We start from the raw sequence: 19,480 nt of genomic DNA on the forward strand, positions 1-19,480 counted from the left end.
CTTCGTCGTACACCTTCAGTCATGGGACTCTCCTGAAAAAGAACCTAGAAGGTGTAAACCTTATTCAGGACGGGTCATCGCCAACAAAAAAGCCGCTTTTAAGGAGCGGCTTTTTCATGGGGCTATGGTTGCAGCAATCTATTAGAACGCTGGAACGATAGCGCCTTTGTACTGCTCAACGATGAAGGTTTTAACTTCAGGGCTGTTCAGTGCCTTGGCCAGTTTCTGCATGGCTGGGCTGTCCTTGTTGTCTTCACGGGCAACCAGATTGTTAACGTATGGCGAGTTGCTGTCTTCGATCACCAAAGCGTCTTTGGTTGGGTTGAGCTTGGCTTCCAGCGCGTAGTTGGTGTTGATCAGCGCAAGGTCAACCTGGCTCAGAACACGGGCCAAAGTTGCGGCTTCGAGTGCACGGAACTTGAGGTTCTTCGGATTCTCAACCACATCTTTTGGTGTCGCGAGGATGTTGTTGGAATCTTTCAGTTTGATCAGGCCCGCTTTTTCCAGCAACAACAACGCGCGGCCGCCGTTGGTCGCATCGTTCGGGATAACCACGATTGCGCCTTGTGGCAGCTCGTCGAGGCTCTTGTGCTTGGTTGAGTAAGCACCAAAGGGCTCAACGTGAACGCCGACAACGCTTACCAACTTGGTGCCGCGGCTCTTGTTGAACTCATCGAGATACGGCTGGTGCTGGAAGAAGTTGGCGTCCAGACGCTTTTCTGCAACCTGTACGTTTGGCTGGACGTAGTCAGTGAACACTTTAATGTCCAGATCGACGCCTTCTTTGGCCAGCGTTGGCTTAACGAATTCGAGGATTTCAGCATGCGGGACAGCGGTCGCCGCGACGCTCAGGGTTTCAGCCTGCGCGGCAAAGGCAGCAACAGTTGCGAAAGCAGCAACGAGCAACTTTTTCATCATTTATCTCCTTGTAGGATGTTAAGCGGCGGCTGATAACCGCACTATTCTGTTGGTTAAGCTATTGGGTAACTTGAGTAAACTTGCTGCAATCATTTGCGTGAAAAATGCACCACCAGCTTGTCACCGACGGTTTGCAGAACCTGCACAAGAATCAGCAGTAGCACTACGGTGACCATCATTACGTCGGGTTGATAGCGCTGATAACCGTAACGCACCGCGAGATCGCCAAGGCCGCCGCCGCCAATCAGGCCGGACATCGCGGTATAGGAAACCAAGGTAATTGCGGTCACGGTGATTGCTGCAAAGATGCCCGGCAAAGCTTCTGGCAGCAGCGCGTTGATCACGATCTGTTTGGTGGTTGCGCCCATCGCCTGAGTCGCCTCAATGATGCCTTTATCAACTTCACGCAACGCGGTTTCAACCAATCGAGCGAAGAATGGCGTCGCACCAACCACCAGCGGCGGAATGGCACCGGCAACACCGAGTGAAGTGCCGGTGATCACCACCGTTACCGGGATCATCACAATCAGCAGGATCACAAACGGCACCGAGCGCAGTACGTTAACCAGCAACGAAAGCAGGCCGTAAAAAGCCTTTTGCTCGAACATTTGCCGTGGGCTGGTGAGGAATAACAACACACCGAGCGGCAAACCGAGCAATACGGTAAACAGCAGAGAACCACCGAGCATGCTCAGGGTATCGAGGCTGGCCTGCCAGATTTCGACCCAGTCAACGTTGGGGAATAGGCTTTCCATTAGCGCAGCACCTCCAGGTGAACGTCAGCCGCAGCGAAGCAAGCAATCGCCGCGTCCAAGTCGCCGCCAGTCAGGGCTAGGGTTAATTGACCGTATGGGGTGTCTTTGATGCGGTCGATACGACCGGCAAGAATGCTGTAATCAACACCTGTCTGGCGGGCAACAGTGCCCAGCAGCGGAGCATAGGTTGCGTCACCCTGAAAGGTCAGGCGCAAGATACGGCCTTCAACATGGGCGAAATCGTCGCGCTGCTCTTGCTCATCAACGTGCTCAGATTCCTGCACAAAGCGCTTGGTGGTGCTGTGCTGCGGGTGCAAAAACACATCCGCCACTGGGCCTTGCTCGACAATCACCCCCGCATCCATCACTGCGACGCGGTCACATACACGGCGGATCACATCCATTTCATGAGTAATCAGCACGATGGTCAGGTTCAGCTCGCGGTTAATCTCAGCCAGCAATTGCAGGACCGACGCGGTTGTTTGCGGGTCAAGCGCACTGGTGGCTTCATCGCAGAGCAGGATTTTCGGCTCGGTGGCCAATGCGCGGGCAATACCAACACGTTGCTTCTGGCCGCCGGATAACTGCGCGGGATACTTCTTGGCGTGATCGCTCAAGCCGACGCGGGCAAGCAACTGGGCAACACGCTTATCGAGATCGGCACGTGACAGCTTGCCAGCTAGTTTCAGCGGCAGGGCTACGTTGTCCGCCACGGTTTTCGATGACAGCAAATTGAAGTGCTGAAAAATCATTCCGACCTGCTGGCGGAAACCGCGCAAGCCGTTGGCGTCCAGCGCCGTAACTTCTTCACCATCAATGTCGATGCGACCACCGGAAGGCTCTTCCAGACGGTTGATCAAACGCAGCAGGGTACTTTTACCGGCACCGGAATGGCCGATAATGCCAAACACTTCGCCACGGGCGATGTTCAAGTCGGTCGGCTGTAGCGCCGTTATCGCTTGGCCATTGACGTGGTACGCCTTATGGACCTGTTGAAAATTGATCACGCGGGAAACCTTTTGGGTCTTCAAACTGCGGGGTAAGCGCAAAAAGGTTGCGTAGTTTACCCGCTGCTCTATAGGTCTCAAAAATCTTTATAGACCTATGGTTATAACTAAATCGAAATAACGATCGTGGTATTTAGCGCAGTTTAGCTGGCTACCCAATTAGTCTTGGGCAAGCCAGAAATTCACGCTGGTGCTTTGTCTTGTCGCAGCAGAGGGTTGCCGGACCGATTAAAACTTCGGTCGCGGGCTAAGCACCAGGCGCGGCACCGAATCTGCTTTGATGGTGTAGCTCAGGCTCGCCTTGTAATTGGGGTCAATCCGCTTGATCCGTGCGTTGAGCAACGCTGCAACCCAGGGATAATCTTTACTCTCGCGAACCTGAAGGTGTGCGGCGCAGTTGAAAAGCACGACATCAGAAGCCGCTTTGTCGAGCAGGCGGCGCAGGCTGTCGTTGTCGTGGTTATCCAGCATCGGCATCAATACTTGGCTGTTGGCCTCTGATGGATTGATTAATTGCGCCTTAGGTTTACCCGGTGTTCTGTTACCCACTGCGGGTTCGGCCAAACGCGCAACACCCAGCACCGCCGCTTGGGTTTCAGCTGCTTGACGCAGTAGTTGTGCTTGCTCAAGACGGGCAGCCTCAGCCTTGGCGCCTGCTGCGCGCTGTTCTTGCGCGGCGCTAAGCTCGGTCTCTCGGGCTTTGGCAATAGCACCATCGAGGCCCGTGGTCAGCGCGGGGGCTTGCGGCATCATGCTACGCGCACGGCCAAGGGCGGTGGTTGCGGTATTTAGATCGCCACTTTGCAGGGCTTGCTGGCCTTGATGCAGATACGCCTCTGCCAGTTTTCGCTGGTAGGACTCAAGGCGCGGGTCGCCCTCTGCACTTGTCTTCAAGGCATCGAGTTGCTGCTCGGCAGCAGCCAAGTCTCCGGCGGTCAGGGTTTGGTCGAGCTGATTGAAATCGCTGACCAGTTTGTCAGTCGGCACACTAGCAGCCTCTTGAGGCGCGTGTTGGCAGGCCGCCAAAACCAGCAAAGTCGCAACGATAAACAGGCGACGTAAGGCTAATCGCATCATTCTGTTAGTCTCGAATTGAACAAAAAACACGCAAGTTTACACCAGCAAGAAGATAGACCACGAATCTACCGCTCAAGTGTTATGCGTGGCGCTTGGGCAACACAAAACTGAGCAAGAACAAACTGGCCGCAGAAACCACAATCGAAGGCCCAGCGGGCGTGTCCTGAAACCAGGAAAGGCTCAGCCCGCAGCACACCGCAACAATACCCAACAGACTCGCGCCGAAAGCCATTTGCTCCGGCGTTCGGGCATGACGCTGGGCGGCGGCGGCCGGAATGATCAGCAGTGAGGTAATCAGTAGCACACCGACGATTTTCATCGCCACCGCAATCACCACCGCAATCAGGAGCATCAAGCTCAGACGAATCGCCGCGACCGGCAGCCCTTCGACCTTGGCCAGTTCCTCATGCACGGTAATGGCCAGCAAGGGCCGCCAAAGTATCGCCAGTAGCACCAGCACCAACGCGCTGCCGCCAAGAATCCACGCTAAATCAGTCGGACCGACAGCCAGCAAATCACCAAACAAATAGCCCATCAAATCAATGCGCACGTCATGCATAAAGCTCAGCACCACCAAACCGAGGGACAAGGTGCTGTGCGCAAGAATCCCAAGCAGGGTGTCAGAGGCCAAGGGTTGACGAGTTTGCAGAGTCACCAAGAGCGCCGCAATCAGCACGCAGCCGACGGTAACCGCGAACATTGGGCTCACATCGAGCATCAAGCCGAGCGCAACGCCGAGCAACGCCGCATGTGACAGCGTATCGCCGAAATATGCCATGCGCCGCCACACCACGAACGAACCGAGCGGGCCGGCAACCAGCGCCAATGCCAGCCCAGCAACCAGCGCGTTAATTAAAAAATCAGCCATTATTTTTCCGCGCTCCCCGGCGCGTGCCCGCAATCGGGGCCATGTACATGAGGGGTGTCGATGACAACGCCACCATGCAGGTCATGCGCATGGTCGTGATGGTGGTGATAGACCGCGAGGCTCTTGGCATCCTGACCGAACAGTTCGACAAATGCCGGATCGCCACTGACTTGTTCCGGATGCCCCGAACAACACACATGGCGATTCAGACAAACCACGTTGTCGGTGGTGCTCATCACCAAGTGCAAGTCATGGGAAACCATCAACACGCCGCAACCGTGGCGGTCGCGCAGGCGAGTGATCAACCGGTACAGCTCAGCTTGCCCAGCCACATCAACACCCTGGACGGGCTCATCAAGTACCAGCAACTCAGGCTCACGCAGCAACGCCCGCGCTAGCAAAACCCGCTGCATCTCTCCGCCGGAGACGGTTTGCAATGGGCTGTCGATAACATGCTCGGCACCCACTTCAGCCAGTGCCGCCAGCGCTTTGCGGCGATCCACTCCCGGCACCAAACGCAGAAACCGCAGCACGGTGAGCGGTAATGTGGCATCCACATGCAGCTTCTGTGGCATGTAGCCGACGCGCAACTTGGGCTTTCGCCAAACGCTGCCGGTATCGATTTTCAGCAGCCCGAGCACGGCGCGCACCAACGTTGTTTTGCCGGCACCGTTAGGCCCAATCAGCGTAACAATTTCACCCGGACTGACGCCGAGTTGCACGTTTTCAAGCACGGCTTGACCAGAAAAATGGACGCCGACATCTTCAAGTCGAATCAACGCGCCACTCATTTAGGCTCCCGGCAGGCCGCGCACAAACCAACCACCTCGACGGTTTGGCTTTCGACCGCAAAGCCGATGCTCTTGGCGCTATGAAGAATGGCTTGGCTGATCTTCTCGTGCTCAAGCTCAACGGCCACATGGCAGTCGCGACAGATCAGAAACTGGCCCTGATGCGCGTGCTCGGGCTGATTACAACCCACAAATGCGTTGAGTGAGGCGATTCGGTGCACCAAACCGTTTTCCAGCAGGAAGTCGAGCGCGCGGTAAACCGTAGGCGGCGCGGCGCGGCGACCGTCTTCGTCGCTCAATACGCCGAGAATATCGTAGGCACCGAGCGGTTTATGACTTTGCCAGACCAGTTCAAGCACGCGTTTACGCAACGCAGTCAGGCGCGTGCCTTGGCGCAAGCAGATATGTTCTGCTTCAGCCAAGGCATGGCTAACGCAGTGCGAATGGTCGTGGGGGCGAGATGCTAGCGGCGTTTGAGTCATGAGCGGCGACGTTTTGGTTGAGAGACGTTATTATATAACCTCTTTGGTTCTTATCGAGTATTTATCGTGTTGCGTGTCAATTCTGCCATTTGTTTATTGCTGACCACTTTTTTATGCAGCGCCGCAGCCCATGCAGAGGTGCAAGTGCTGACCAGCATCAAACCCCTGCAACTAATTGCCGCAGCAGTGCAAGATGGCGCAGGCAAACCTGATGTACTGCTTCCGCCTGGCGCCTCGCCGCATCATTACGCGCTGCGCCCTTCAGACATTCGCCGGGTGCGTGACGCCCAACTGATGTACTGGATTGGCCCTGACCTGGAGAGCTTTTTGCCACGAGTAATGGCCCAGCGCGAGCAGCCCAGTGTTGCCATACAAACACTCGCGGGACTGAAATTGCAGCACTTCGACGAACCCGGTGAACACGAGGAACATGGGCATAGCGCCGATGAGCACGATCATGACCATCAGCCGGGCAGCCTTGATGTGCATTTGTGGCTGAACCCAGTCAACGCTCAGGTCATTGCAGCACGTATGGCCGCTGACTTGAGCGCCGCCGACCCTGCAAACGCCGAGCGTTATCAAGCCAACTTAGCCGCATTCAGCGAGCGCCTGAAAACACTCGATGCCCGTCTGAAAACCCGCCTGATCGCAGCCGAAGGCAAACCCTACTTTGTTTTCCACGAGGCCTATAACTACTTCGAAAACGCCTATGGCCTCGAACATGCTGGCGTATTTAGCGTTTTGGGTGAGGTGCAGCCAGGCGCCAAGCATGTCGACGCGATGCGCGAGCGCTTACAAGAGGCGGGGCCCGCCTGCGTATTCAGCGAGCCACCATTTGTGCCGCGCCTGGCCAAAACCTTGACCGCAGACTTGCCTGTAAATCTAGCCGTACTCGACCCAATGGGCGCTGAGTTGAGCGCCAGCGCAACAGGCTACGAGACACTGATGGATAACTTGGCCAACGATCTGACTCAATGCCTGAGCAATTTGCCTGCTGCGAAATAGCCCAAGACTGCGCGAAAACAACCGTTTGCCTGCGTTTTAGCGCAGGCAAACTTTACTTACAGGGCAAACGGCAGGTGCAAATCGACTTGCTGACGATGGCTCAAACGCTGACGAAACTCATCCGGGTCGTGAATCAGCACTTCTTGACCGGCGAATGACTCTGCGGCGATTAACCGCGACAACCAGAACCGCACACAAGCCACCCGCAGCATGGTTGGCCAAAGTTCAGCCTCACCGGCGGTGAACGGCCGCAGCGCGGCGTATGCGCCAAGCAGGGCTCGCGCCCGATGCAAGTCAAGCTGGCCGTCTGGGCCTGAGCACCAATCATTAAGCGTGATCGCCAGGTCATACAGCATCGGTCCTGAGCAAGCATTGTAAAAGTCGATCACCCCAGCCAAATGCGGGCCATCAAACAACACGTTGTCACGGAACAGGTCAGCATGCAGGTTCGCCTGTGGCAGCGCCTGGATATGCGCCTTGTGCTGGTTAATTTCAGCCAGCACCGCATTAAGCAACTCAGCTGACTCCGCTGGCAATTGCTCGGCCAGCTTTAGCCCTTGCTGCAGCATCCAGTCGAGACCACGATCACTTTTGCGAAGAATTGGCCGCTCACGCGTGGCTAAGTGAATACGTGCCAACAACTCGCCAACTTCCTGACAGTGATGAGCATTTGCCTCGCTTATATGCTTGCCACTCAAGCGCGGCTGCAGCAGTGCGGGCTTGTCAGCCAAACTGCGCAGCGCTTCATCGTCGGTTGTGCGCAACGCATAAGGCACAGGCAAGCCCGCCTCATGCAGCACATCGAGCAGCTCGATAAAGAACGGCAGATCTGCACTTGGGCCGCGCTCAATCAGCGTCAGAACGTATTCGCCCTGCTCCAGACTGATAAAAAAGTTGGTGTTCTCACTGCCCGCAGCAATACCTTGGAAGTCGCGCAGGCGACCTAAACCGTAAGGGGCGAGAAATACTTCTAACTCTGGACGTTCCAGAGGGGTAAACACGGACATGTCAAAACTGCCTTTGCGCCTTAAACGTTAACGGTGCTGCTCGACTACCAGCTGAAGATTTCCCATGCAGGAATCAGCATGTCAGGGTCGTCGGAACGGATGAAATTGCCGTCGCTACCATCAGAGCGCACCAAAAAGTACGGCTTGCCGTTCTTTGGAATTACTTTGATCGCATAAAGAAAGCCGTTAACCCGGTACTCCTGCACCGTGCGATCGCCTTCTTGGCGGATGGTTACGTCAGGTTCTGCACTGACCGGATCTTCGGCATGCGCCACGGTTGCGCCAAAGCCAAGTAAACCAGCCAGTAACAGGCAGTTAAGTATGCGCATGGTAACCTTGCCCTTTTGTAGTCAACGATGCAGTCATTCTAGTGGTTAGTCGGTCTATAGGGTTAATTGTTGTTCGTCGGTTTTAGAAAAACTGCGCGCAGTTCGGCTACCCTGTTTACGCTCGAACATCATTAAGACTGCCCCCGTCAAAAGGTTAAACCTGCTCATGAGTCAAACCCCTCTGGTTCTGGTAGACGGTTCTTCGTACCTGTACCGCGCCTTCCATGCGTTGCCACCACTGACCACCTCAAAAGGTCTGCCCACGGGTGCGGTCAAGGGCGTGTTGAACATGCTCAAGAGTTTGCGCAAGCAATATCCAGATAGCCCCTTTGCTGTAGTTTTCGATGCAAAAGGCGGCACGTTCCGCGATGAAATGTTTGCCGAATACAAAGCCAACCGCCCTTCCATGCCGGATGAACTGCGCGTACAGATCGAACCGCTGCATGCCAGCGTGCGCGCCCAAGGCTTGCCATTACTCTGCGTTGAAGGCGTTGAGGCCGACGACGTAATCGGCACGCTGGCGCGCAAAGCTGCAGGTGAAGGCCGTGATGTGGTGATATCCACCGGCGACAAGGACATGGCGCAACTGGTCTGCAAGCACGTTACCTTGGTCAACACCATGACCGGAAGCGTCTACGACATCGAAGGCGTTAAAGAGAAATTCGGAGTCGGTCCTGAGTTGATAATCGACTACCTCGCGCTCATGGGCGACAAGGTCGACAACATTCCAGGCGTACCTGGAGTCGGGGAAAAAACCGCGCTGGGCTTGTTAGTGGGTGTCGGTGGCGGCCTTGATGTGATCTACGCCAATCTCGACAAAGTCCCTGAGCTGCCAATTCGTGGCGCCAAAGGCTTGCCAGCCAAGCTCGAAGAACACCGCGACATGGCTTACCTTTCCTACCAGTTGGCAACCATCAAGCTCGACGTCGAACTCAACGTTGAAATCGAGGCGCTCCACCCGGGCACCGCTGACGTTGAGCAGTTACTTGAGTTGTATGAAGAACTCGAATTTAAAACCTGGCGCGATGAACTGCAGCGCAAACACAAAGCAGTGGCAGCCAAGGTTGCAGCGGCGCCGTCCAATGACCTGTTTGCCCTGCCAGCGGATGTCGCCGATGCACCGGCGCATGCCAGCGATGCAGTAACCGCAGCAGGCGGTTATCAGACCGTACTTAAGCAGGCCGACTTTGACGCCTGGCTTGAGAAACTCAATAAAGCCGAACTCATCGCTTTTGATACCGAAACCACCAGCGTTGATGCCCAACAGGCACAATTGGTCGGTGTTTCATTTGCGGTCAGCGCAGGGGAAGCCGCATACGTACCACTGGCGCACTCCTACATGGGCGTACCAACGCAACTGGATCGCGATGCTGTGCTCAAGGCATTGAAGCCAATCCTCGAAGACCCGAATAAAGCCAAAGTCGGCCAGAACGCCAAGTACGACATCAATATACTGGCCAATGCCTCGACGCCAATCAGCGTGCAAGGCGTCAAATTTGACACCATGCTTGAGTCCTACGTGTACGACTCCACGGCAACGCGCCACGATATGGACAGCCTTGCGCTCAAGTACCTCGGCCACAGCACCATCCGTTTTGAAGATATTGCTGGCAAAGGTGCCAAGCAGCTGACCTTCGACCAGATTTCTCTCGAACAAGCCGGCCCCTACGCTGCTGAAGATGCAGATGTAACCCTGCGTCTGCACCAAGCGCTGTGGGAGAAACTTTCGGCCACACCAAGCCTGCTCAGCGTGCTCAGTGATATTGAAATTCCGCTGGTACCGGTGCTCGCACGCATCGAGCGCCAAGGTGCACTGGTCGATGCCAAGCTCCTCGGCGAGCAAAGCCGCGAGCTGGGTGAAAAGCTGGTAGCGCTTGAACGCCAGGCTTTCGACATCGCTGGCGAAGAGTTCAATCTGGCCTCACCCAAGCAGCTCGGCGTGATTCTTTATGAAAAACTCGGCCTGCCAATCATCAGCAAGACAGCCAAAGGTCAGCCATCCACCGCTGAGGCCGTACTTGCCGAGCTGGCTGAGCAAGACTTCGAGCTGCCCAAAGTGCTGATGCAATACCGCAGCCTGAGCAAGCTAAAAAGCACCTACACCGACCGCTTGCCGGAACAAATCAATCCGCGCACGGGGCGTATCCACACCAGCTATCATCAGGCTGTTGCGGCCACTGGGCGCTTGTCGTCGAGTGATCCGAACCTGCAGAACATCCCGATTCGCACCGCAGAAGGCCGGCGCATTCGCCAAGCCTTTGTCGCCCCCAAAGGCTACAAACTGCTAGCGGCTGACTACTCACAGATTGAACTGCGCATCATGGCGCATCTGGCACAGGACGCAGGCCTGCTCGATGCATTCCGTCACGACCTGGACGTGCACAAAGCTACTGCAGCCGAAGTATTCGGTGTTGAGCTTGATGATGTCACCCTCGATCAGCGACGCAGCGCCAAAGCCATCAACTTCGGTCTGATCTACGGCATGAGCGCTTTCGGCCTGGCCAAGCAAATTGGCGTCGACCGTAAACAGTCGCAAGCCTATATAGACCGCTATTTCGCCCGCTATCCGGGTGTCTTGGCGTATATGGAGAGCACCCGCGAGAAAGCCGCCGAACAAGGTTTCGTCGAGACCATCTTTGGCCGGCGCCTGTATTTGCCGGAGATCAACGCGAAAAACCCGGCACTGCGTAAAGGCGCTGAACGCACGGCAATTAACGCCCCGATGCAGGGCACAGCCGCCGATATCATCAAGCGCGCGATGATTGCGGTGGATAACTGGCTGACTGAGTCAAAGCTGGATGCCAAAGTCATCCTGCAAGTTCACGATGAATTGGTGCTTGAGGTTCGCGAAGATCTGGTTGATCAGATTAGCGAACAAATAAAACAGCAAATGAGCGGCGCCGCAGAGCTCGATGTGCCGCTACTGGTTGAGGTCGGAGTGGGTAACAACTGGGACGAAGCCCACTAATGACGAGGGCTCAAGCACGGACGCCGAGTGGCGTCCGTGCAACGAACCGCAAAGTTATTAAAAATATAGATTTATGACCAAAAGTTTTTTCAAAACAGCTGAACTTTCTTTTCAAGCAACCAGTCAGAGTTTATGAATGGCCCACAAAGCCATTCATGCTCCTTTGTTGTGTTAAGTGTTGGCAGACATCTGAACCCCGCCCTAGCGGTTCAGACCCTTAAACTCCGAACTTCTCCCTCCCCATATGAAGCTCGGAGTTTTTTTTGCCTAAAGAAAAGTCCAGCTCCTCTAAAAGCCAAGCAACGACTGGGCCGCCGTCGGCAAGCCCGCCATCACTAACACGCTGCTTTAGTCTTCGATTTCGTCCTGCAACGACGCTTCTGCCTCAGGTTCATTCAACATCAGCCATTCGGCCAGAACCGCTTGCGCATCTTCAACGCCTAGACGCTTAGGTGCGGAAAACAGTTGAATGCTGATCTGCTTGCCCCATCGCTTGTGAATTTCTTGCTGGACCTTCAACAGTGCGTTCTTGGCTGCACCAAAGGTCAACTTGTCAGCTTTGGTCAGCAAAATATGCAGCGGCATGCCGCTGGCTTTCGACCAGTCGAGCAGTAATTGGTCAAACTCAGTGAGTGGATGGCGGATATCCATCATTAAAATCAACCCACGCAGACTTTCACGGCTGCCCAGATACGCTTCCAAGTGTTTCTGCCAGTGCAACTTCAGCGGAATAGGCACCTTGGCGTAGCCATACCCCGGCAAGTCGACCAAGCGCCGCTCGTCATCCAAACGGAAGAAGTTCAGCAACTGCGTGCGCCCCGGGGTTTTCGAGGTTCGCGCTAGACTCGCGTGCGTGATGGTGTTCAACGCGCTCGACTTACCTGCGTTGGAACGCCCAGCAAATGCTACTTCATGACCGTGATCGGACGGACATTGATCAACCTTTGCGGCGCTGATCTGGAAGGTGGCTTTTTGACACAAGCCGATGATCGGGTTCTTTAATTGCATTTAATTGCCTGGTATATCCGGTAAGAGCTTGGGCGGGAGCGGCGCATATTTTGCGCTACGAATGGGTGTGGCCCTTGCGACATTTGCGCGCATCCTGCCTGTGATAGCTGCATCGGGCAAGTCGCGTCGTTTCCGTTTCAGTCCGGTCAGTATATAATGCCGCAGATTTTGTGTGCGCTTTGTCCTTTACTTGGCTAAGTGTGCACGGGAACGAATAAGCTTATCTGCGCATAGAATGCAGAACGTTCCCTCCCTGATGAGGTTGATCTCGTGAAAAAAATATTGCTAGCTGCAGGTGTATTGACACTGTCATTAAACACCCAGGCTGCCCAAGACCCTGAAGCTGTTTACGCGAAAGCGTGTGCTGCTTGTCATAACGGTCAACTGCCTATGGCGCCTAAAAAAGGCGACAAGGCTGCGTGGGAGCCGCGTTTGGCCAAAGGTACTGACGCTCTGGTTGCGAGCGTCACCAATGGTCTGAATGCCATGCCGCCACGCGGTTTGTGCATGGACTGCACGGCCGAGGATTACAAAGCGGTCATCAAATTGATGACTGAATAAACCCGGTCTATTACTCTTTCTCTCTTAGCCGTTATTGGATTAGCTGATGAACAAAGTACTCGTGAGTCTGCTGTTGACCCTTGGTATCACTGGTTTGGCGCATGCCGCCGGCGACGCTACTGCTGGTCAGAGCAAAGCCGCTGTATGTGGCGCCTGTCATGGCCCTGACGGCAATAGCCCAGCCCCAAACTTTCCTAAACTGGCGGGTCAAGGCGAGCGCTACTTGCTCAAGCAGATCCATGACATCAAGAACGGTGACCGTACCGTTGTCGAGATGACAGGCATTCTGGATAACCTTTCCGAGCAGGACATTGCTGATATCGCTGCTTTTTACGCCGGCCAGAAAATGAGTGTCGGCGCCGCTGACCCTGAACTGGTCAAGCGCGGTGAAGCTTTGTTCCGCGGCGGCAAACTGGAAGAAGGCATGCCAGCCTGTATCGGTTGCCACTCACCAAATGGCGCAGGTATCGCTGCTGCTGGCTTCCCACATCTTAGCGGCCAGCACGCTACCTATGTTGCCAAACAGCTGACTGACTTCCGTGAAGGCAACCGCACCAACGATGGCGACGCAATGATCATGCGCTCTATCGCTGCCAAACTGAGCAATAAAGATATCGCTGCCATTTCGAGTTACGTGCAAGGCCTGCACTGAGTTGCGTACACTACTGAAATGAAGTGTTAAAAAAGGGTGGCAAAGGCCACCCTTTTCTATTTGTTACGCCGCTACAATGGCTGGAACCTCGCAAAAGACTGCCGGTCGAACTGACGAACCTGTGATCTACCGCTAGACATCGCTTTTTTGTTCAAGGAGTTTTGCATGCGTAACCTAATTCTTAGCGCCGCCCTGGTCACTGCTAGTCTGTTTGGCCTTTCGGCGCACGCTGAACCAATCGAAGCCGGCAAACAGTATGTTGAGTTGTCGAACCCCGTACCGGTGTCCAAGCCAGGTAAGATCGAAGTGGTTGAGCTGTTTTGGTACGGCTGCCCGCATTGCTACCAGTTTGAATCGACCATCAACCCGTGGGTCGAGCAGTTGCCTGATGACGTCAACTTCGTCCGCGTTCCAGCCATGTTCGGCGGTGTTTGGAATGTTCACGGTCAATTGTTTATCACCCTTGAAAGCATGGGTGTAGAGCATCAGGTTCATACGTCAGTATTCGATGCAATCCACAACCAGGGTAAAAAACTGGCCACTCCAGAAGAGATGGCTGACTACCTCGCTGGCCTGGGTGTTGACCGTGAAGAGTTCCTCAAGACCTACAACTCCTTTGGCGTGAAGAGCCAGATGGAGAAAGATAAGAAGCTGGCCATGGCCTACCAGATCAGCGGCGTACCCACTCTGATCGTCAACGGCAAATACCGTTTTGACATCAGCAGCTCCGGTGGCCCACAGCAAGCGCTTGAAGTTGCTGACCACCTGATCGCCAAGGAGCGGGCAGCGCAATAAGCGCGCCTGCCCCGAGGCGTTAGCATGCTGCGCCGCTGGCAAAAGACGCGCCAAATTAACTTGTGCGACCCGCAAGTTAATTTGGCGTGTGAACCAATAAACGAATGGCCTGAAAACGACTGCTTACGCCTGCTCAGTTTTAATATTCAGGTAGGTATCAGTACCGAACGTTATCGCCACTATCTGACCCGTGGCTGGCAGCACATATTGCCCCACGCGGGGCGCTCACTGAATCTGCAGCGTATTGGCGCGCTACTGGCCGATTATGACGTGGTAGCCTTGCAAGAAGCCGATGGTGGCAGCTTGCGCTCAGGCAATATCAATCAAGTTGAGCATCTTGCGCAGCTCGGCGAGTTTCCTTTCTGGTATCAACAACTCAACCGCAATCTGGGACGTTTTGCCCAGCACAGCAACGGTTTGTTGAGCCGTATTCGCCCGACCCTGATAGAAGACCACCCTCTGCCCGGACCGCCAGGTCGCGGAGCAATCCTGCTGCGCATTGGCGAGGGCGATGATGCAATTGCAGTCGTAATGATGCATCTCTCATTGGGCGCCCGCACGCGTACACGGCAACTGGCCTATATCCGCGAATTGCTCAGCGGCTATCGCCATCATATTTTAATGGGCGATATGAACACCCATGCCAACGACTTGCTGCTCAACTCGCCATTGCGCGACCTGGGCCTATTGGCGCCACAAGTTAATGCAACCTTTCCGAGCTGGCGCCCTCAACGCTGCCTTGATCATATTTTGCTCAGCCCGACACTTGAATTGAAACGCGTTGAAGTTCTGGCTCAGCCGATCTCTGATCATTTGCCGGTTGCCGTTGAGATTGGCTTACCGAACACGCCAAACACCGCAAAGCCGCCTATGGTAACTACATCATCCGCGCGGAAACCTTGAATGAGCACTGATGCTGATCATTGGAAACACAAGTATCTATCCGGCCTCGAGCAACAAGAAAAGCTGGAGCGCAGCTGGGATATGCGGCTCGACCTGCTGCGCCGTGGCCTGGTGCGTAGCAGCCTCGCAGCAGAAGGTGCGGATAAAGCGGTAGACCAATGCATGCAGGATTTACGTGCAGTGCTGCGTAAAAATGACATCGATGCCGGTCTGTCCAACCTGATCCCGCACCTTGAGCGCACTGTTCTCGACTCGGAAAAGCAGCGTAAAAAACGCGCCGAACGAATTACCGCAGCTTTGACCGCATTGGTTGATCAACTGTTTCGCCTTGAGCCGCCACGCGAAGTAAGCAAACCATTAAAAGCTTTTGCCAAGAAGCTCGAACGCTCATATGAGCACTCCAGTGAGCTGCCCGGACTCCTCACCGAACTCAGCAGCCTGCAGCAACAAACATTAGCGGCACTGGAAAACAAGGACAGCCAACGCCCCGGTTTACTCCAACGCCTGTTTGGCAGCCAGCAATCAACAGCCGCTGCACCGGCAATCGCAAACGCCCCGAACGTCCCGCAAGCGTCAAATGAAGCGTTGCCAGGTGTTGCGCCGAGCCACGCCTCAGCCGCTCAGCCACTGCCACCCGCCGAGAACATGCATGAAGCCGTTGCGCTGGTAGAACCTTCTGCCACGTTGGAGCCTGAGCCTGAGCAAGTACCTGAAGCACTTACAGCTGCAACTCAAGCCCAATATTCACTGGAAACGACGGACAGCGACAGCACACTTGAAACCGAGCAGCGGGAAGATCAGCCCGCAGCAAACCAGCCGGCACCAGTAACAAGTGAAGAACCAGCCGAGCCCGTTGCAGGCACCGATACGCCCGCCATAGAGCTTCATGAAGAAGCCCAAAAATCCATCATTGCCGGGGCCGATACAAATACCGAGCCCGAAGTACCTGAGTACACAGAAGCGCAGCTCGAACTAGCACCACCGGACCATGCTCAGCAGATTGAAACGACTGCCCAGCAGCAAGAACCCGAACCGGTGTACAGCGCAATTGCTGATCACGTTGAAGCAACCCTGCTCGACCTGCTTGCCGAACTGCCGCTGCCCGAGCATCACCAGTCGCAAGCCGAGGCACTAAGCACGCGTATCCGTGCAGGCTTGAACATGTATGAATTGGTCCCCGTACTCGATGACCTTGCAGTACTGATGCGCGTCATCGCAGATGTTGGCCAACGTGAGTTTGAAGGTTATCTAAAGCAACTTAACGAGCGCCTTGCCCACTTTCAAGGCTCGCTCAAAGAGACTCATGAAGGCTACGTTGAGGCAGTCAATACCGAGCGCGCATTAGATACAGAGCTACGCGAGCAGGTTGATGGCCTGAATGTCAGCGTGCAAGAAGCCACTGACCTCAGCAACCTCAAAGGGCTGGTTGAAAATCGTCTGAGTGGCTTGCTTGGCACCATGGAGCAATATCAATCCCAGCGTGATGAACGTGAGCGGCAAGTTACCGAGCACTTGCAGGCACTCGTCGAGCGCGTTGCAAGCATGGAGCAAGAGGCGACCGGTTTCCGCCAGCACATTGAAGAACAGCGGCAAAAAGCCCTGATCGACCCACTCACTGGATTACCAAATCGCGCAGCATGGGGCGAACGACTGGAAATTGAGCTGGCTCGCTGGCAGCGCTACAACGGACACTTGTTACTGGCTATTATCGACATTGACCATTTCAAACGAATCAACGACGACTACGGACACTTAGCTGGCGATAAAGTACTTAAAATCATTGCCGGAGAACTGCAAAAGCGTATGCGCAAGTCTGATTTCATCGCCCGCTTTGGGGGCGAAGAATTTGTCGTATTGCTGCCGTCAACTCCATTGGAAGGTGGCCTACAGCTGCTAGAAACACTGCGCAGCGCCATTGAAAAGTGTCCGTTTCATTTCAAGGGCGAACCGGTCACGATCACCTTATCGGCAGGCATCAGTGCCTTTGCCGAAGATGAGCCTAGCGACGAAGTCTTTGAGCGCGCTGACCAAGCACTGTATCGAGCCAAGAATCTGGGGCGTAACCGAGTCGAACAGGGCTAGCAACGCAAAATGACTTAGCCTTGCACAGCGCCAACAGTCGTGTGCTACCCCGCAAACCAAACACATTCACTGTAGTTCTACGAAGATACCGGCAAAATTGCCCTAAAACCCAAGCAGCAAAGACTGTTGCGCAGAAGATGACTAAACTAGCCCAAGGAAGGTGAAGCGATGCATGGATATTTACGCCTCCCGGTTTTGATAGCTCTGGCGACTGACCCACTCGCTAACATCGCGACTTACATTTCTACATTACCAAACGTCGATCCCAAGCTAGGCTTGGCGCAAGCCGGGGGCGTGAGACCTCGGCGATCGTTGTTGCCATGCGCCTGATACGCCTCATGCAGAATGACCTGTCCGCCGCTAAGCCGCCTCTGAACAGCCCGCAAAATCTATGACATATCAAACCATGAAATTATTCTGTGTCACCCTGATGTTGATCTTACTTGCTGGCTGCACCAGCGGCCCGAGCATCGACAAAAGCTATAGCGCAACCGGACAAAACAGTCGCGTGCAATTTGTAGTGCTGCACTACACCTCAACCAATTTGTCCCGCTCCCTGGAGCTGCTTACCACTCAAGATGTCAGCAGCCATTACTTGATCGACTCGAGCCCCGCTACCATCTACCAACTGGTTGATGAGAACCGCCGCGCCTGGCATGCCGGAGTCAGTTCGTGGAAAGGCCGAACCTGGCTCAACAGCACTACAATCGGCATTGAAATGGTCAACAAGGGTTACACCGACACGTCTTCTGGCCGGGTTTGGCAGCCGTATACGGAGGCCCAGATTCAAGCGCTGATCGTTTTACTCAAAGACATAGTTAAACGTCACGAGCTTCCGCCTGGCAGCATTATCGGGCACAGCGATGTGGCGCCGCAGCGCAAGGTTGACCCAGGCCCGTACTTCCCGTGGAAACGCCTCGCCGATGAAGGCTTGGTGCCGTGGCCGGATGCCAACGAAGTCGCGCGTAAACAACTGCAACTGGCGGCCAACTTACCGAACATCGCCTGGTTCCAGCACCAGTTGGCACGTCAGGGCTATGAGATCATCGAGAACGGCCAATTCGATACGCAAACCCGCAAAGTGCTCACCGCATTTCAGATGAAGTATCGGCCAAGCAATTATGCTGGCCAAGCGGATGCTGAAACCGCCGCCATGCTGCTGGTGCTGAACAGCAAACTTTGAAAATGTGCGAGGTGTGGCAAGGCGAAGCCTGCCCGCCACACACTCACAAAGAACCCGCCTGCGCATGGCACCCCAAACTGCTAGCCGCCCCTGCGAGTTGAAGCTTGGCGGTTATTGGGTTACAGCAGTGGTGCCAATCAGGCGCGAGTCAGACAGAGCAGCTGTGCGGTGTACGGTAACGGCTTGATATTGCGGGTCATTGATCATGCTCAGAAACGCTTGTTTCGACGGGTAGCGCACTAACAACATCTGATCCCAGTGCTCATCGCCCGGCGCGATCAGCGCGACATGGGCATTGGCCAACAACTCAACACTGCCGCCTACACCCTGCACTTTCTTCAGGGCCGTCTTGCTGTATGTCGCGTACGCTTGCTGGCCGCTGCATGGCGTGTGCTCGCTGCCCTCGGGATAACTGGCTTGCGCATTAAAGCGCAGCAGATTAAGCATCAGGATCGGTGTGTTGTCGGGCATGCGCTCGGCAAACGCAGCAAGTTGCTCACGACTTGGGTTAAGGCTTGGCATAAATTAGTTTTCCCCAACGATATTAAGCCGACAATGCCTGACCCGGCGCGAGGGTCAAGGCTAATTGATCGGGCTTATGGGGCGACTGCCAGCAGAGCGCACAATCCTCGCGCGTAATTAAGCAAGCATGCTCTGGAGAACGCTGCGCAACTGATCCAGATGAAAGGGTTTGGTGATAGTGGCGACTACGCCATTACCCACAGTGTCGCGCATACTCTGATGCTCTTGGGTGTCGCAACCGCTGGCAAGCAAAACCGCAATATCAGGTCGCAATGTCAACGCTTGCTCGGCCAACTCAAGGCCGCTGATATCCGGCAAGCCAATGTCGGTCATCAGCAGGCTCAATGCTTGTTCACCGCGCAGAATATTCAAGGCCGTACCGCCATCTTCAGCAGCGAACACCTGATAGCCGAACGCCTCAAGTACTTCGCGGGTCAAAGCTCTGACCACCGCATCATCTTCAACCACTAGAATGGTATGCAGATTTCCACTGAAGGCGTCGGTCCTATTTTGCATATGCAGGCCTTGTCGTTTGCGCCAAACGGCGAATTTTTTTGTAGGTTAGGG

The 19,480-nt window shown here is 54.9% G+C and carries 20 protein-coding genes; 8 read left to right on the top strand and 12 right to left on the bottom strand.

Annotated features, from left to right (window positions below):
• Positions 1 to 141: 141 nt before the first annotated feature.
• The 7 genes from ACN0UH_RS03225 to ACN0UH_RS03255 all read right to left on the bottom strand — a co-directional run bounded on the left by ACN0UH_RS03225 (position 142) and on the right by ACN0UH_RS03255 (position 5,898).
• Complete coding sequence (locus ACN0UH_RS03225) at positions 142 to 915, bottom strand: MetQ/NlpA family ABC transporter substrate-binding protein (RefSeq protein ID WP_417660713.1); 774 nt, start codon at positions 913 to 915, stop codon at positions 142 to 144.
• A 92-nt stretch (positions 916 to 1,007) separates the two neighbouring features.
• Positions 1,008 to 1,673, bottom strand: coding sequence for a methionine ABC transporter permease (locus ACN0UH_RS03230; RefSeq protein WP_417660714.1), 666 nt, complete (start codon positions 1,671 to 1,673; stop codon positions 1,008 to 1,010).
• Positions 1,673 to 2,680: a methionine ABC transporter ATP-binding protein gene (locus ACN0UH_RS03235; RefSeq protein WP_417660715.1), complete on the bottom strand. Its 1,008-nt coding sequence runs from the start codon at positions 2,678 to 2,680 to the stop codon at positions 1,673 to 1,675. Before ACN0UH_RS03235 ends, ACN0UH_RS03230 begins: the two co-directional genes overlap by 1 nt.
• 228 nt (positions 2,681 to 2,908) lie before the next feature.
• Entirely contained in the window at positions 2,909 to 3,757 is an 849-nt protein-coding gene (locus ACN0UH_RS03240) for a hypothetical protein (RefSeq protein WP_417660716.1), read from the bottom strand.
• A 79-nt stretch (positions 3,758 to 3,836) separates the two neighbouring features.
• Entirely contained in the window at positions 3,837 to 4,625 is a 789-nt protein-coding gene (znuB, locus tag ACN0UH_RS03245; RefSeq protein ID WP_417660717.1) for a zinc ABC transporter permease subunit ZnuB, read from the bottom strand.
• Positions 4,625 to 5,416, bottom strand: coding sequence for a zinc ABC transporter ATP-binding protein ZnuC (gene znuC, locus ACN0UH_RS03250; RefSeq protein ID WP_417660718.1), 792 nt, complete (start codon positions 5,414 to 5,416; stop codon positions 4,625 to 4,627). Before znuC ends, znuB begins: the two co-directional genes overlap by 1 nt.
• Positions 5,413 to 5,898 carry a Fur family transcriptional regulator gene (locus tag ACN0UH_RS03255; RefSeq protein WP_417660719.1) on the bottom strand — a complete coding sequence of 162 codons (486 nt, stop codon included), beginning with the start codon at positions 5,896 to 5,898 and terminating at the stop codon, positions 5,413 to 5,415. Before ACN0UH_RS03255 ends, znuC begins: the two co-directional genes overlap by 4 nt.
• Before the next feature lie 66 nt (positions 5,899 to 5,964).
• Here ACN0UH_RS03255 and znuA point away from each other — a divergent pair, with 66 nt between their 5' ends.
• Positions 5,965 to 6,903, top strand: a complete 939-nt coding sequence (gene znuA / locus ACN0UH_RS03260; RefSeq protein ID WP_417660720.1) for a zinc ABC transporter substrate-binding protein ZnuA — start codon at positions 5,965 to 5,967, stop codon at positions 6,901 to 6,903.
• 56 nt (positions 6,904 to 6,959) lie between these two features.
• Here the strand turns inward: znuA and ACN0UH_RS03265 are convergent, their stop codons facing one another.
• Both ACN0UH_RS03265 and ACN0UH_RS03270 read right to left on the bottom strand, forming a co-directional pair.
• Entirely contained in the window at positions 6,960 to 7,910 is a 951-nt protein-coding gene (locus ACN0UH_RS03265; RefSeq protein ID WP_417660721.1) for a homoserine kinase, read from the bottom strand.
• 44 nt (positions 7,911 to 7,954) lie between these two features.
• Positions 7,955 to 8,239: a DUF2782 domain-containing protein gene (locus ACN0UH_RS03270; RefSeq protein WP_087514921.1), complete on the bottom strand. Its 285-nt coding sequence runs from the start codon at positions 8,237 to 8,239 to the stop codon at positions 7,955 to 7,957.
• Between the two features lie 166 nt (positions 8,240 to 8,405).
• Here ACN0UH_RS03270 and polA point away from each other — a divergent pair, with 166 nt between their 5' ends.
• The gene (polA, locus tag ACN0UH_RS03275) at positions 8,406 to 11,207 is read left to right on the top strand and encodes a DNA polymerase I (RefSeq protein ID WP_417660722.1); all 2,802 of its coding nucleotides are present in this window, start codon (positions 8,406 to 8,408) and stop codon (positions 11,205 to 11,207) included.
• A gap of 348 nt (positions 11,208 to 11,555) precedes the next feature.
• Here the strand turns inward: polA and yihA are convergent, their stop codons facing one another.
• On the bottom strand, positions 11,556 to 12,215 hold the full coding sequence (gene yihA, locus ACN0UH_RS03280; RefSeq protein ID WP_417660723.1) for a ribosome biogenesis GTP-binding protein YihA/YsxC: 660 nt from the start codon (positions 12,213 to 12,215) through the stop codon (positions 11,556 to 11,558).
• A gap of 270 nt (positions 12,216 to 12,485) precedes the next feature.
• Here yihA and ACN0UH_RS03285 point away from each other — a divergent pair, with 270 nt between their 5' ends.
• From ACN0UH_RS03285 to ACN0UH_RS03310, 6 genes are all read left to right on the top strand, one after another.
• Positions 12,486 to 12,776 (top strand): c-type cytochrome, encoded by a 291-nt coding sequence (locus ACN0UH_RS03285; protein ID WP_339513310.1) that lies wholly within the window; start codon positions 12,486 to 12,488, stop codon positions 12,774 to 12,776.
• A 46-nt stretch (positions 12,777 to 12,822) separates the two neighbouring features.
• Positions 12,823 to 13,428: a c-type cytochrome gene (locus ACN0UH_RS03290; RefSeq protein ID WP_417660724.1), complete on the top strand. Its 606-nt coding sequence runs from the start codon at positions 12,823 to 12,825 to the stop codon at positions 13,426 to 13,428.
• Between the two features lie 165 nt (positions 13,429 to 13,593).
• Entirely contained in the window at positions 13,594 to 14,223 is a 630-nt protein-coding gene (locus ACN0UH_RS03295; protein ID WP_417660725.1) for a thiol:disulfide interchange protein DsbA/DsbL, read from the top strand.
• A gap of 24 nt (positions 14,224 to 14,247) precedes the next feature.
• The gene (locus tag ACN0UH_RS03300; RefSeq protein ID WP_417660726.1) at positions 14,248 to 15,126 is read left to right on the top strand and encodes an endonuclease/exonuclease/phosphatase family protein; all 879 of its coding nucleotides are present in this window, start codon (positions 14,248 to 14,250) and stop codon (positions 15,124 to 15,126) included.
• Positions 15,127 to 17,208 (top strand): diguanylate cyclase, encoded by a 2,082-nt coding sequence (locus ACN0UH_RS03305; RefSeq protein ID WP_417660727.1) that lies wholly within the window; start codon positions 15,127 to 15,129, stop codon positions 17,206 to 17,208.
• A gap of 406 nt (positions 17,209 to 17,614) precedes the next feature.
• Complete coding sequence (locus ACN0UH_RS03310; RefSeq protein WP_417660728.1) at positions 17,615 to 18,391, top strand: N-acetylmuramoyl-L-alanine amidase; 777 nt, start codon at positions 17,615 to 17,617, stop codon at positions 18,389 to 18,391.
• Positions 18,392 to 18,502: 111 nt separating this feature from the next.
• Here the strand turns inward: ACN0UH_RS03310 and ACN0UH_RS03315 are convergent, their stop codons facing one another.
• Together ACN0UH_RS03315 and ACN0UH_RS03320 are read right to left on the bottom strand one after the other, a co-directional pair.
• Positions 18,503 to 18,913 carry a DUF1330 domain-containing protein gene (locus tag ACN0UH_RS03315; protein WP_417660729.1) on the bottom strand — a complete coding sequence of 137 codons (411 nt, stop codon included), beginning with the start codon at positions 18,911 to 18,913 and terminating at the stop codon, positions 18,503 to 18,505.
• Positions 18,914 to 19,030: 117 nt separating this feature from the next.
• A complete protein-coding gene (locus ACN0UH_RS03320; RefSeq protein WP_417660730.1) occupies positions 19,031 to 19,429 on the bottom strand; it encodes a response regulator in 399 nt (132 codons plus the stop codon).
• Positions 19,430 to 19,480 lie beyond the last annotated feature (51 nt).

It is taken from the genome of Pseudomonas sp. (assembly GCF_048265905.1).
Taxonomy (GTDB): Bacteria; Pseudomonadota; Gammaproteobacteria; order Pseudomonadales; family Pseudomonadaceae; genus Aquipseudomonas.